The following is a 14,210-nucleotide window of genomic DNA, read 5'->3' on the forward strand; positions in this document are numbered from 1 at the left end:
TGCACGCTCCTCGCAGTTCATTGGGCCGTGTTGATCGGGCTTGCCGGCATCATGCCGCGTGGCAATCCGGGCGGCGGGCCGCTATCCGACAGATTGAACACCGGCATCGAGCTCGGGCAGCGGAACGTTCTCAGCACATCGCTCGTCAACGGATTCGCCACACTCCCGGCACTCGCGATGTCGAGCGCCGCCTTGCGACCGTCGAAGTCGAATGCGACACGGGTGCGGCCGGGCGTCGCCGTTTCGACGATCCGTCCCCGCTGGAGCAGCCGCATCAGCGCCCAGGGACCGTCGGCAGCGATCGTCGACGTCTCGGGGCGAATGCGCGGGTTCGCGGTGATCTCTGCGTGAACACCGCCGCGCGGCCCCGGCCACGACACCGTGAACGGCGCCACCGGCCCGTGCTGATAGAGCGATGTCTGGCCGTCGACATCGAGCGCGAGGCCCATGATCGAGGGATCCAGTTCGGGAATGCGGATATCGGCCTTCCATGTGAGCTGTTTGTGACCGGGATCGTTGAAGAAGACGTCGCGAATCGCCTTCGCATGCTCGAACGGTTCGAGATCCGGCCCCTGCACGGGCTCCGTCGCACCGGGCAGCGTGCGGTACCGCCATGGCTTCGCGGACGTGTCGACGTAGGGCGCCAGCGTCTTCGCGAAGAAATCGTCGATCACGCCGCCTTGCGCGAACACACGCGTGAAATCGTCGATGCCGACATCGCGCTTGCTGTCGGGCGAGAACGGGTAGTTGCCCTCGATGGTCAGCCTGCACGTGTCACCGACGGCCGCCTGCATCTGGCGCGACAACAGCTGTCCTATACCCTGATTGACTTCCCGCGAGCCATCCGCGGCCAGCTGCAGCAGCACGGCTCGGAAAGGTGCGGGCATCGTGTTGGCCGCCATCTTCAGCTTCGCCGCCGCGTCGCTGGCCGGCGGCATGCTGTTGTTCGACAACGCGTTATCGGAGACCGTGAGCGCCGTGTAGTAGTCGTTCAACAGGTTGGTCACACCGTCGAGACCCGTCGCGCCGGCCTGGGCTGCGGCCTGGGAAGCGCCCTCCGAATCGGCGTTGCCTGTCACGACTTCGCGCAGCGCGGCGAAACGGGTGTCGACGAGGTCGCGCTCGACGCGTTCCGACGCACGAATGCCGAGCGCCTTGTCGGCCTTCTGGTTGATCTGGTCGGCAGCTTTCTGGAGAAACGAGCCGCCCGATCCGCTCACCGGCGCCGTGAGCGTCGTTTCATGCACCGCCGCACGGGCCAGCCGCACGAGTGGCGAGTCGGGAGCCGCGAAGCGGCGCAGCACCTGAAGATTGAACGCGAGGCTCGTGCCGCTCACCGTCCGGATGTCGTTGAGAAACGCGTCCCATTGCTGCGCGTACTCCGTCAGATATTCGCGACGGACCGCATCCGTCAGCGCGTCGTCCATCCCCGTCGCATTGCTCACGATGTCAGCCGTTTTTTTTTGAGCCGAGTCCGATGCCCCCGCCAGGTACGAGCGCCCCATCACCCACGCATCGTCGTCACGCGCAATCTGCACGAATTCAGGCAGCCGCTTGTCGAACAGATTCCGGTAACCGTCGAACGTGAAGAGTCCCGACACGCCACGCGACAACGGCGCGTCGCTCGCCCGCGTGAATACCGTGCCGGCCTGCGGACCCACCGCGCGCAACAGCGTGAACTCGTCCGGCGCCTCCTTCTGCATCGCCGCCTTGGCGCGCTCGTACAAGCGCCCCGTCGCGTTGCTGCCATCGAGAAACGCCCGGGCTCGCTGGATCAGCGCGTCATTGCGAATGAGCAGAGACTTCACCACGCGATCGCCCGAAAAAAGCTGCTGGACATGGTCGATCATCGATGCCCGGCCACCGAAGCTCGCTGCACTGTCATTTTTCGCCCAATCGTCGAGCACCCACGTCTTGACGTCACCGGCATTGAACTTCGCGGCGTCGTAGAGCATCAGGTAGACACGCAGCGCGTCGTAAGCGGCCTTCGAATCCTTGCCGGCAATCGCGCCGGACATCACCTCCTCCATCCGGCGCACGATTTGCGGCAACAACAGATTGCCCTCGAGCGCATCGTACGTGCGACCGCTCTCCGTCACAATATTCGGCGGCACATACAGCCCGTAGCGCCACTCGCTGCCGGGATCGGACACATCCAGATTCGGAAAGGTCGGCAGATAGCGCGCTTCGGTCAGCGTGTCCGGCACGGCCTCCGGTTTCGGCGTCTTGTAGAGTTGCGTCACGCGAACTGTCAATGCCTGCACCTTGCGACCCATCGCGTCGAGATAGCCGCTGTTGTGGCCGAAGCTCACGCGCAAGCCGATCGCCAGCCACACGAACAACAGCAGGGTCAAGCTGTGGCCGATCAGGCGCAACAGCCGGTAGCGGAATTCCCAGCGCAGGTTGGGGCTGACGAGGTGCGCCTCCGGGAACACGACACGTGTCAGGAAATCATGCAGAAAGAAGCTCTGGTTGCCTTCGGCGCGCTGCGGTGAAACGGCGGCGTGATCCTGAGCCGACAGCAGGCGTTGAACGAGCGTATGGCGCTCCGCCACGACCTCGCCGCCCAGTTGCCGCGCGCTTGTGAAATACACGCCGCGAAACGTTGCATGGAGTTGCGTGTCGTCGTAGCGCGAATCGAGAAAGATGCTGTCGATCAGGTCCGTCAACGGGCCGAGCAGTGCAGAAAATTCCTCCGAGAGCGCGGCAAGCTTTCGCCGCTTCGGCAAATCGTACTCATCCTGCAGATGTGTATCGATCGAGTCGCTCAAACGGTCGGAGAGTTGCCTGAGCTCGTGGTGGCAACGCGCACGCAATCCCTCCTTCGCAACCGTTTCCTTGCCGTACGGAAGCGTGAAGCCCCATGTCTGTGCCCGTCCTTCCGATGTGAGCGTGCCGAAATACTCCGGGAAGCCCGTCAGGCCGTCCATCTTCGTCACCATCACGTAGACGGGGAAGCGAATGCCCAGCTCCTGCCTCAGTTCGGCCAGCCGCGCGCGCAATGCAGCAGCCTCGGCGATGCGTGCCTGTTCATCGGAGCTAGCCAGCGTCGCAAGATCGATCGTCAGCAACGCGCCGTTGATCGGCGCGCGCGGCCGGTTCCGGCGCAGCATGCCGAGAAATCCGAGCCATTCCGCGCGATCGATCTCCTGATGACTATTGCCCTGGCCGGAACGACTCGAAGCGGAATCGACATTCGATTTCGATGACGCGGCCGCCTTTGATTGCGTCGACGTATCCTGTTTCGGATCGTCTTCGGCGCGTCTCTCGTCCGCCTTTGAGTCGCTCGCATCCGCGCCGGCGGTATCGGCAGCCGGTTTCGGTTCATCGATTTCCGCGGCCGACGAGGTGCCATGACGCGTGTAGTGGCCCGTCGTGTCGATGAGTACCGCATCATTGGTCAACCACCAGTCCACCGAGGCGGCGTCGGCCGCAGATTTCCCCGCCGCACGCTGCATCTGCTCGGCAACGGGAAACGCCAGTCCGCCGTTCAGCAGCACGCTGGTCTTGCCCGACCCTCGCGAGCCGAGCGTGATGTACCAGGGCAATTCGTACAAATAGCGCTTGCCCTGGAACAGCCGACCAAGACCGCGCGCACCGGTGCGCATCGATTTGAGGCGGGCGAGCGCGCTGGTCACGATCGGTTCGACTTTCCGTAGACGCGATGCGGCGGGCGACTCGTCCTTCTTGTCGCCCATGCGCAGCATCTTCTTCAGGAACGCATCGTCGGCGCGCATCTTCTGCCAGATGCGATACATCCCGAAGATCACGAGAACGCCCACTACCACCGCGATTGCGGTGAGTCGGGTCGACGCCGGCTCGAGCGGAGCCATATGACCAAACGAAAGCAGCGGGCCCGCGTCCCAGATCAACAAGCAAAGCAGGGCGACGAACACGATGCCCGTCGATTGGCCCACGAGCCAGAGCAGCACACCGGCGAGCAGCAATGCGATCAACAGCACGCGCATGCCGTCCCCGGCGAGCGGCTTCAGTCCGCCGAACGCGAAAAACGGCCCCACGAACCAGATCACTAGTGCGACGACAATCAGCGCGAGGAACGCGAGGAACTGGCGCGAGGCCAGAAACGACAGGAACTGGAACTTCTTCATGTGTTATTCCGGAAACGGATCTGGCTTATCGCGCGACGACGATCTCGACACGCCGGTTCTGCGCGCGCCCCTGCATGGTGCGGTTGTCGCCGACAGGATCGGCATCGCCCTTGCCGGCGGCTTCGAGACGATTGGCAGGCACGCCCGCGGCTTGCAGCATCTGCATGACCTGAATGGCCCGCTCTTCCGACAGCACCTGATTCGACGCGAAATGACGGCTGCGAATCGGCACGCTGTCCGTGTAACCAAGAACGGCTACCTTGCCGGGCACCTTGGAGATTTCGGCGGCGATCTTTGAAATTAGCGGGTTCATCGATGGCTGGACTGACGCCCCGCCGGGCTTGAACATCGCGTCGCCACGGAACGTCACGGCGCTTCGGCGAGCGTCTTCGTCGACGCTGACCGTGCCGGCGGCGATTTCATCCTTGAGCAACTGCTTGAGATGCAATTGCGGAGGCGCTGGAGGCGGTGTCATCGCACCGATCGCGGCAATCTGCTTCTGGACTTCGGCGGCACGGGTCATCAGTTCGTATTTGAACCAGCCGAACAGACCGAGAAGGATCACGGACAGGACGACCACGGTGATCCACACCGGGAAATCGTAGAACGACAGGCGCTTGCCTCTTGCAGTCGATTGCCAGTTGGGTGACAAGGCCATCGGCACGGGCTCGCGTTGCGATGTGATGACGTTGTAGATCCGCTGGCGGATCGCGTCGTGCTTGCGCTTGCCATCGGTTACGCCTCGGTAGCGGCCTTCGAAACCGAGACTGAGAATTCGGTAGATCACCTGGAGCAGATCACGATGCTCATGAGGATCCTCAAGCAGACGGGCGATCAGTAGATATACCTTGTCACCGCCGTCACGATCTCCATGGAAGGTGATTGCAAGACCATCTTTGATCCACTTGATCCCCGACAAGTCTTTCTTGCCCCATTCCGTCTGCGTTACCGCTTCGTCTAATGCGGTGCACAGGCAATATCGGGCGCCGATCATGTGATCGCGCCGAATGCTGGTTTGTTCGCAAAGCTTCTCGAATACCCTCACCTCCTGAACGAGAAGCGTGCGCAACGAATCAATCGCATTCTTCGACGCAAACTTGTCCGGCATATCGGCCTGCGCACGGAGTAGCACTCGGGATGCCTCGAGCAATGGGTTGCGCGCCGCCTTGACCTTGGCCAAACGCTGCTCGAAAACCTCTGGAGGCGCAAAATCCTGGCTGGCTGACGAATCGTCCCCGCGGTTCAGCGCATCCGCCAACGCCTCGTGATCTTCCGCGGACGTGCGCACGGCACCGATCGGCACGCTGGATTTTCTTGGCGTCGACATGGTTAGCGTCCCACCTTTGCCGTCGACGTCGCGATCAGCCGGCAACCGCACTCCGTACGGTGGCCGTGCAGCGCCACGTGGCGCCCGCCGACGCTGAGCGTCGGATGCGATTCGATGATCTTGTTGACGCCGTGCGGACGCCCGTCCGGATAGGTTTCCGGGCAATCGACCAGATCGTGCAGGCGGGCAATTTTCTTGCCGCCGATCTTGTGTGTATCCGAACCGGTGATGATCCGGCCGCCATGGTCGGTTTCATCTCCGACAACTGCGATGCTGATTGACATGGTGATATTCGTAGGCTGGTGCGCTCACTAGCGCGGAAAAGTGCTGAAGTCGACTTTCACCGGAGGCGGTAACGTCCTGGACCGCTCGACGAGATAGTTGCCGAGATCCGCCATCGCTACCCTTTCACGTTCGACGGCAACGTGCGCGGCATTGTCTTTCAGGCCGAGCGACCGAATGCGCCTGTCGTCGCCGACGAAGAACGTCCGCGCCCACCCGTAACCGCCGGGCGCGTATTCGTGGAAATAGGGCACGCGGAACCATGCGCGGCTATCGTGAACGTAGTCGTCAAGCAAGCGGATCGCGGCGCGAGGCAGCTTTCGCACTCCCTCGTCAGAGGTGTGCTCGAGCAGGAACGGCAGCATCTCCTGCCTCGGCGTGAGAACAAAATCCAGTGTCGGCTGATACCCAGCGACGCCCCCCAATAGCATCATCACCCGGTCACGTTCCCCCATCCAGGCAGCCGTCGACCCTTGCCTACGGTGCGAAACGACGTCCTTTCGGTCGACCGTCAGGTAATAGGCATTGACGTTCTGCTCCAAGGGAATCGCCTTCCCTATCGGTCCCATTTTCACCTTCACCGTATCTGCCGGCGGACGCGCCCAGTACACTTGCCAGCGCCAGCGCTGATCGGGATACAGGTACGCAAGCAAAAGCCGGAACTCTTCCGCGGCTTCCAGAAGGTCGGTCTTGTCGTTGGTCATCACGTCCGTTGTACCCTCGCCAGGGCGCGGAGGTTTCCCCGCCGCGGCCGCCAGAATGTCGGCGTCCTTTTTCTTGATTTGCTCGGCAAGTTCGGCCGCTTTCTTCCTGAACGGATTCGCAAGCGCCGGAATCGCAGGCATGCTGAGTGCTGCCGCGTCAAGGCCAGCCTTCTGCTTCTCGAGCTGCTGCTTCTCCCGCTTCAAGTCGTCGAGCCGAGAAGCAGATGTGGCCTTGCTCCCGATTCGCGTTTCCAGCCCGTACGGCGTGACGTCGTTTTCTGGCGCACGACGGAAGAATTCCTGCGACGTGATGTAGGCCAGCGGATTTCCATAATCCGCGCGCAAGGTACGCCACGCGAGCGACTGCCCCATGCCTATGCGAAGTGCCGTTTCGACGCTGTCGAGGGGCTTTTGATTGACGGTCGAGAGCCAGTCGTTGAAGGCCCGGGCAACGCTCGGAGATATTCTGAAATCGTGTTCTACAATTTTCGGAAGCGAGGTTTTGCCAGTCTTTACCGATAGCGGCACCCCGGCCTTTAGTGCCTCGATATACATGTTGTGCAAGGCGAGCTGACTGAGCTTGCTGTCATCGCCGTCCCGCGACTTGCCTTCTTCGTTGAGCGCATAACCGCCCCCCACGTCAGAATGCACTCCTGGGTAGGCGACCTCAATCCTGCGTGGCGCGCCGACTGGATAGGCTTGCTTTTCTCGAATGGAATCGAGCGGAAAGCTCATCCGCTGCTCGTGGATCGAGAAGAAATGCACACACTTCTTGACCGACGCAGGGATGTTGAGGGCACCTTCCGCCGTCCATGCCCAGTGCCCGTCAAGGTCTGGCAAATTGACCGCTGCGGTGGCCGTATCCGGCAGGCCAACCGATGCGACCGTATCAAAAATCCCCAGAAAGTTAACCTCGTACGGAATCGCGCCAGCGATCATTCCGTTTGGTGCCCAAGTGTTAACAAGACGATTGACAAATACGCGCGCGCCAGCGGCACCGCGAGAAAATCCGAAAACATTGATCCATACCTTCTTAATCGATCGGTTCAGTTGCCCCCCCGAACTGCTGTGTTTCTTTTGAAGCGCCGACAGCTCTCCATGGAAACGCTCTAGCATCTCTCGAGACTTGTATCCGTAGTACGCCCGTCGAGCATTTGTGATAGCCCCTGCTGCAGGAATCACCTTAGACATTCTTCCAACGATCCGAGTCATCGTGCCATTCGCGGCGATAACGTCATCGTCGATCGACGAACAAAAAGCACGAGCCTCGGGATCGGCCAGCATGCGATTACCCGTAATTGCAATATGCAACGCGTTCAGTAAGCGAGTGTACCCCCACGCCACGCGCATGCCGAAGCCAAGAGCAAATGCCTTTCCTGCCGACGAGAATGCCTTTTCGCCAATCTCGGGAAATGGAGTTCCAACACCCGGAACGTACTCTGAAAAAATTCCTATTGAATTGTTTCGAAGGCATGCACGAAACAATCTGGCAACGTTGCTATGCGTAGGTCTTTCCACGCTCTTAGTATCCCATTCAATATTGTTATTCGTGCCGTCGAAGAACAAATTGACATGCAGCGTCTGTGCGCACCCTGGCGCCTCCTGCGCTAGGGCACTTTTCCCCATCAGTTTGGCAGCGTCCGCTTCGGACAACCGCCCCTGCTCGTTGAATGGTTCGGGCCATCGAATTACGCTCATCCCCCTCTCCTCACTTTTTGTTCAATTCTTTATCCAGCATGCCCTGCACGATGTACGGATCAGTATCGGCGGGTTTCTCTGGCATTTGCGGCTTGTCCTGTATCTCCGCACGGATTCGGTCACCGGACAGAAAATGAATCACGAAGCCATAGGTCCGCGGCCCATACGGCGGCACGTCGGTAATCGCAGTAAGCCACTGATCACCGCTGCGATCTTCGTCGTATGGTTTCGTGTCTCGTCGCCACCTGACCACGAGCTTCATGCCGGGTCGCCATTTGGAAGGGATACCGATACAGCACATACCTCCACTCTCTGAGCGCTCCTGCCCTGCGTCCTTCGGAAGCATGTTCGCGCCACCCGCCGAAAGCTGTTGGCCCTCGTTTGTGATATTGAATTGATCAATGTAATAATCGGTATAGTTATAGCCGCTGACGCTCGACGGATTACTCTCTTTTTCGTCCGAGCAACCTATGAACAGCAACAGCAAACCGACCAACAAAAAACGACAACGCTTCAGAGCAGCGAGATTCATCTCGAGAGATCCTTTGTTTGTGCAGTCGGAACAGCGATAAGGTGCAACGACGGCAAGTAATCGGAGGTTTCGCTTGATGAATTCCTCTCCATCACTCGAGTGGCTTCACCTTCTGCCAGATGCCGTTGTTCGTTGAACTGTTCGGGCCGCCAGATCGCGCTCACCTCAACCCTCACCTTGTTTCTTGTTCAATTCTGGGTCCAGCACACCATGTACGATGTAGGGATCCTGATCATCGATTTTTGGCAGTACTCCTTTCTCATCTCTGATCTGGATGCGAATCCGGTCACCAGGCAGGAAATGCACAACAAATCCTGCGGTACGTGGTCCATATGGCGGCACGTCGGTAGTCGCAGTAAGCCACCGATCACCGCTGCGATCTTCGTCGTAGGGTTTCGTGTCTCGTCGCCACTTGACCGCGAGCTTCATCCCGGGCCGCCATTTCGAAGGAATACCGATGCAACAAATGTATTTCCCTCCACCCGAACGTTTCGCGCCTGGCTCTTTCGGGAAAATGTTCGGCCCGCCCGCCGAGAGCTCCTGGCCTTCATTCCCGACACGAAATCCAGCAATGTAGTAATCGGTATAGTTATAGCCACTCACGTCCGCCGGGTTACTCTCGTTTTCATCCGAGCAACCTGCGATCGTCATCAACAGGGAGCCGACAAAAAAAAGACCGGAAAATCGCTTAAAGACAAAGATATTCATTGTCCCGTGTCCTATTCGTCCATCAACCCAGCATACTTCTCGAAAGAACGCTTCAAATCCCGCCAGACATACGCTGGGACCAACTCGAACTCTTGTATCAATGGCATCTTGCCGGCGACAGTCGACCGAATGGCCGATCGAACGTCATCCTGTCGATCGAATTTTTCGCCATACTGATACGAGGCCACACAGAATGCGTGGATATCTGCGCGGAGATCCAGCCCCCATTGATTCGCACGATCATATCGTTGGCAGAAATCCCGATACCGAATTGCATATGGTTGATTCGCGTCGATCAGACCGAGGTCGCTCAACTCGCTCATGACCGCGTGCGGCTCGTCATGCCTTTCCAACCTGTCGAGCTGCTGCTGACTGAGTGACAACGAAAATTCCTCCGCATCCTCGGCGTGCGAACGCTCGTCAATCGCGACGTACTGCCACTCCGAGTTTCCTCCGCGGTACATCCATGTCGTTATCGGCCGCATGAGCTCAACTCTCGCCGCGTCGCCCGAGACTTCGAGAATCGACGGAAGCGCGCGCGGATCAAACCAACGGAGCAGAACCTGAATGCCCTCGCCGATATCGGCAAAGAGAAACTGCTGCAGATGCAGCTTGAGTTCATCGATATTCAAGACGCTGCGCAGAACCGAGAAACATGGTCGATACCGATCCATCTGATCGATCTGCCGAACCCAGTCGCTATTCACATCGTCTATCTCAAAGAGAATCGGAGCAGCGTTGCCTGCCTCCTCCTCTGGCAACCCTTCGAATACCGATCGCACCTCCGGCGAAAATTCGAGCACCCATACAGCAAGAGCGTCCGGGTACTGCGCGCCATCGACCAGACCGTAGAGTTTTCCGTTGTCGTCTACCGTTTTCATGAAGCAAACCTCAGAGCCGCGGAACCACGGATGCGCCGCTCTTCGCGGCTTTCATCAGACACTCGATACACACCTTGGGAACGTGAAGCTCGACGGGCACTTCGTCAGGTTGCGGAAAGTAATGGGTAGCGGCATGCGCCAGCCAAACACCGCTGGTTCCGCTTTTTATGCTGCCCTGCTCAAGCTCGATGTAGCTGCCACCGCCGTTCAGAACCAGCTTCTTTTTCGCCTTGATATGGATCGCGTCGCTAGTAACGTTGACCTCGAGGAGGGCCAGCAGATTGATCGCCTTCTGCAGTGCCTGAATATCGATGTCCCCATCGGCCGCGACGGATTTCATACCTCCGCGCGCTGCAAACTGACGCACCGTATCCTGAGCGCTGACGAGAACACTCCCGTTCGCCGACGCCGCGATGTGCTCCCCGCTCGTCAGCGCGACGTGCTGACCGCTTGCGATATGCGTTGTCGCGGGGGTCGTGGTCTGGATGCCCGCGGCGCCGGCTACGACGACGTGCGGCGCACCGAGTTCAGGAAAGCCATCGTCGGAGGGGTCGTGCGGCCCCCGTATAGCGGCGTTCTGCTTGGCCAGCGTCGCTGCGACTTCTTCCTGATGGGTGTTTGCGTCCTGAGCGGTTGCCTGTTGGGCAAGTTGAGCGATCGTCGACTGCCAACGCTCGGCTTCTTCGAGTCGAGCGGTCGTCTCACCCATGTCGGTCAAATGGGCTCGCGCATTTTGCCGAGCTTCCGTCGTCAGGAGCATGCCCTGAGCCGCTCGAAACACGCCATGGCCATCCGTCCGCAACTCCGCTCCGCGGCCACGCTCATCCTGCCGACCAGCGTTACCCGCGATACGCGTGATGTAACCCAGATTCAACTGCGAACAGCCTTCGTCACTCGACAGATGAGCCTGAATTTTTCCGTGCGTGTCATCGAACGCAAGCGTGTTCGCTCGCCGAGCGCCAACTTCCTTGCTGCGATAACCGGCGAGTGTGTGGTTCGCCGGTAAGTCGAACGGCGGCATATTGAACGCATTGGTCGCACTGCCGACGATGATCGGCAAATCCGGATCGCCATTCGCGAATGCAACTTCAACCTCATGGCCCCGGCGCGGCAGAAATATCCCGCCGAACTGATCGCCATGCCACGCACCGGCAACGCGCACCCAGCAACTCGAACGTTCGTCGTTGTCGCCGAGCCGATCCCACAGAAACTGCAACTTCACCCGACCGTACGCGTCCGTCCAGATTTCCTGATTCTCCGGACACGTCACGACGGCATATTCAACGCCGGTAATACGCGGTTTATCGATCGTGCGCAGCAGCCGGAACGGCTCATGGGTCGGCTGCAACACAAAGTCCGCTTCGCAGTGGTATCGCTGACCGGAACCCGATGCCTCGCCGACCTCTTCGATCGTCAGCCTCGCGGCGATAACCGCGTACTCGCAGTTCGCGGCGTTCTGCGGATAGTGCGAAAGCACAAAGGTCCGACCAGTGACCAGCCCGCGCAGGTTGCCCTGCCCGGAAGCCCTGAGCCCCTGACAACGCCAAGCTTCCATCTGCACGAGCGTCAGGTATTCGGCCTCGGTCCGCGGTTCGTTTCGCGCGCCTGACAAGCCGCCCGCACCGGCCTGCGGCTGAGCATAATCGCCCCACGTGTAATGCTCCTGATTGGCGAGCCCCGTATTGCGCGGGTCTTCTCGCGCAACCGTCAGGTCTGCGCGCGGCCGGGTGTAGTCGTAGTCAACACTGGTCACCGCACCGGTCGTCAACGCGTTCGAGACCGACAGCGCGTGAATATGCTCCTCGTCAATACGCCGGCTATTCGGAGTCTCGTAGCGGATCGTCGAATAGGCATCGTCGTGCGGCTTGAGCGCGGTTATCGCATCGCACAGCACGAGACGGTGCTTCCTCTCTTCATGCTCGAAGAAGTAGAAGATGCCCCACTCTTCCCACAAGCGCTGCAGGAACGTCCAGTCGCTTTCGTGGTGCTGGCGCTGGATGTCCCGCTTGGGCCAGGTCTTGTTCGGACGCGGCGGCGTCAGTCGTTTGTCGACAGGGAACAGGTAGGCCGAGAGCACCGCATCCGTGATCTCGATCACGGACATATCCTGGAAGATGCGGCACTCGCAGTTCTTCGTCGCCAGCCAGAGCCACGGTCGAATCGTGACCGCGTATACGATCGAACGGCCATCTTCTCGCAGGATGGATGCGTGGCTGATGATGCCGGTGATCTCGCGCGTGCCTGCGCCGATATTCGCCATTCCGGTGTTGCCGGCAAGACCACGAATGAAATGCCCAACGCCTTCGATCTGAATCGAGACGGTCAGCTCGGTGCCGATCAGCTTGTCGAGATCGATATTCGCGGCAATGCTCTGCGAGAACCCGAGTTCGTCCGGGGTTTTCAGCTCGAGCGTGTACTCGAACAACTCGCCGAGCGTTTCGCCGCCCGTAAGCTTCACCGGCGTGAGGATCGGACGATCACCGTACATCGGCAGGGCTCCGCCGGAAATCGACAGCGTCCGTGGTGCGTCAAACAAAGCCATTCCGACATCTCCTTGAATCGATCGAACCATCGACTGCCGATAGCCACCCCATCGCTTCGAACACGTCACGCTTACGCGCGCACGCCCCAAAGCTCAAGTTTGAGCGACGGGAACTCCCCCGCCACGTGCAACGCGATACCACCATGCCGCACGACTTCCTCCCAAAGCGGTCCACCCTGCGTCAACTCGTAATAGATGTATCCCGCATTGAACGGAATCTGCCGCGGCGGCACCGGCAGTGCCTGCAAACCAACGCCCGGCAAGTGACTACGCACAAGGCTCGGCAATTTCTCCGACGGCCCCACCTTCGCCTGCGCCAGAAACTGCTGCTTCAGCACGTCCGGCGGCATCGCCGCATGAACGGCCAGCACCAGTGCGGTAAAGCCTTGCATATCGACCGGATCGACCACCGCATTGCGCATCCCGTGTCCGCGGTCCTCGAATGCGATGCTCTGCGCACTCCGCACCAACACGGCGTTGAGCAACCGATGCGTATCGTCGACAACCGGCTTCAAACACAAATGCGGCGTCGTGTGCTGATAAGGCGGATGTGTGTCGAGCGGCCGACGCGTGTCCGTTCGCAGATGCGTCGACAGTTCGCCCGCCATGCTGATCAGCAACGCATAGACATCGGCGGGCGACACGGCCGGCACACGCAGCATGTGCTGCAACAGCGGCTCGTAGCGGTTCAAAATCTGCAACAGCAGATAGTCCGTAACCGTCGCCGCGCTCGCCGTCGTCTCGTCGGTGCCGGCGAGCCGTGCGGCGAGCGCATTCGCACGCAGGTGCGCGAGATCGTGGATTTTCGTCACCCAGCTTGCGAGCAGGTTGCTCGCACCGTAACCCGACACCGGCGGCACCAGCGTGTCGTCGAGTTCGATGCTGCCGTCCGCACGGATCGTCTTGACGCGCGTGAGTGCGAGGCCGATCCACGCATCGCCCAACTCCTTTTCCGGCATCAGTCGCAAGCGCAGATTCGACAATTGCACGGACTCCGGTGCGAGACCGATCGAATTCGTATCGCGCAGTTCCGTATCGAACACCAGGTAGCGCGCCAGGGAATCCGCGCTGTTCTCGAACGTCGTTTCTTCACAGTTCGGCAGCCGGACCGGCACTGCGAGATAGATCACCTGATCGAGGTGCTCGGGCCGGATAGTCAGCGGCGGCGGCAGAGGCGTATTGCCCGGCGCATCGAACGGCGTGCCGTCGGCGAACACGCCGGCGGCCGATTTGACGATCACCTTCCCGAGCGCCAGCGACTCCAGATCGAGCGCATAGCTCGCGAAGCCGAAAAAGAACGGCGACAGCGGAGCCGCACGCATATGAGCGTACTTCTCGAAGTAGCGATCCTGCTGCTGGAACAGTTGTGGCCGAAAAAACAGCCCTTCCTGCCAGGCGACCTTTGCATACCAGCTCATACATACCGT

General features: G+C 60.1%; 9 protein-coding genes. All 9 read right to left on the reverse strand.

Going from position 1 to position 14,210, the window contains the following annotated elements:
• Nucleotides 1–17: 17 nt before the first annotated feature.
• A complete protein-coding gene (tssM, locus tag HWW87_RS26575; protein WP_175822793.1) occupies nucleotides 18–4,109 on the reverse strand; it encodes a type VI secretion system membrane subunit TssM in 4,092 nt (1,363 codons plus the stop codon).
• A 25-nt stretch (nucleotides 4,110–4,134) separates the two neighbouring features.
• Nucleotides 4,135–5,436: a type VI secretion system protein TssL, long form gene (gene tssL / locus HWW87_RS26580; RefSeq protein ID WP_175822794.1), complete on the reverse strand. Its 1,302-nt coding sequence runs from the start codon at nucleotides 5,434–5,436 to the stop codon at nucleotides 4,135–4,137.
• Nucleotides 5,437–5,438: 2 nt separating this feature from the next.
• The gene (locus HWW87_RS26585; RefSeq protein WP_175822795.1) at nucleotides 5,439–5,720 is read right to left on the reverse strand and encodes a PAAR domain-containing protein; all 282 of its coding nucleotides are present in this window, start codon (nucleotides 5,718–5,720) and stop codon (nucleotides 5,439–5,441) included.
• A 27-nt stretch (nucleotides 5,721–5,747) separates the two neighbouring features.
• On the reverse strand, nucleotides 5,748–8,120 hold the full coding sequence (locus HWW87_RS26590; protein ID WP_175822796.1) for a DUF2235 domain-containing protein: 2,373 nt from the start codon (nucleotides 8,118–8,120) through the stop codon (nucleotides 5,748–5,750).
• Between the two features lie 10 nt (nucleotides 8,121–8,130).
• Entirely contained in the window at nucleotides 8,131–8,652 is a 522-nt protein-coding gene (locus tag HWW87_RS26595; protein WP_175822797.1) for a DUF3304 domain-containing protein, read from the reverse strand.
• A 165-nt stretch (nucleotides 8,653–8,817) separates the two neighbouring features.
• A complete protein-coding gene (locus HWW87_RS26600; protein ID WP_175822798.1) occupies nucleotides 8,818–9,360 on the reverse strand; it encodes a DUF3304 domain-containing protein in 543 nt (180 codons plus the stop codon).
• A gap of 11 nt (nucleotides 9,361–9,371) precedes the next feature.
• Entirely contained in the window at nucleotides 9,372–10,241 is an 870-nt protein-coding gene (locus HWW87_RS26605) for a DUF4123 domain-containing protein (RefSeq protein WP_175822799.1), read from the reverse strand.
• 10 nt (nucleotides 10,242–10,251) lie between these two features.
• On the reverse strand, nucleotides 10,252–12,783 hold the full coding sequence (tssI, locus tag HWW87_RS26610) for a type VI secretion system Vgr family protein (RefSeq protein WP_175822800.1): 2,532 nt from the start codon (nucleotides 12,781–12,783) through the stop codon (nucleotides 10,252–10,254).
• Nucleotides 12,784–12,854: 71 nt separating this feature from the next.
• Complete coding sequence (tssK, locus tag HWW87_RS26615) at nucleotides 12,855–14,201, reverse strand: type VI secretion system baseplate subunit TssK (RefSeq protein WP_175822801.1); 1,347 nt, start codon at nucleotides 14,199–14,201, stop codon at nucleotides 12,855–12,857.
• Nucleotides 14,202–14,210 lie beyond the last annotated feature (9 nt).

It is taken from the genome of Burkholderia sp. BCC0419 (genome assembly GCF_902830285.1).
Lineage (GTDB): Bacteria > Pseudomonadota > Gammaproteobacteria > Burkholderiales > Burkholderiaceae > Burkholderia.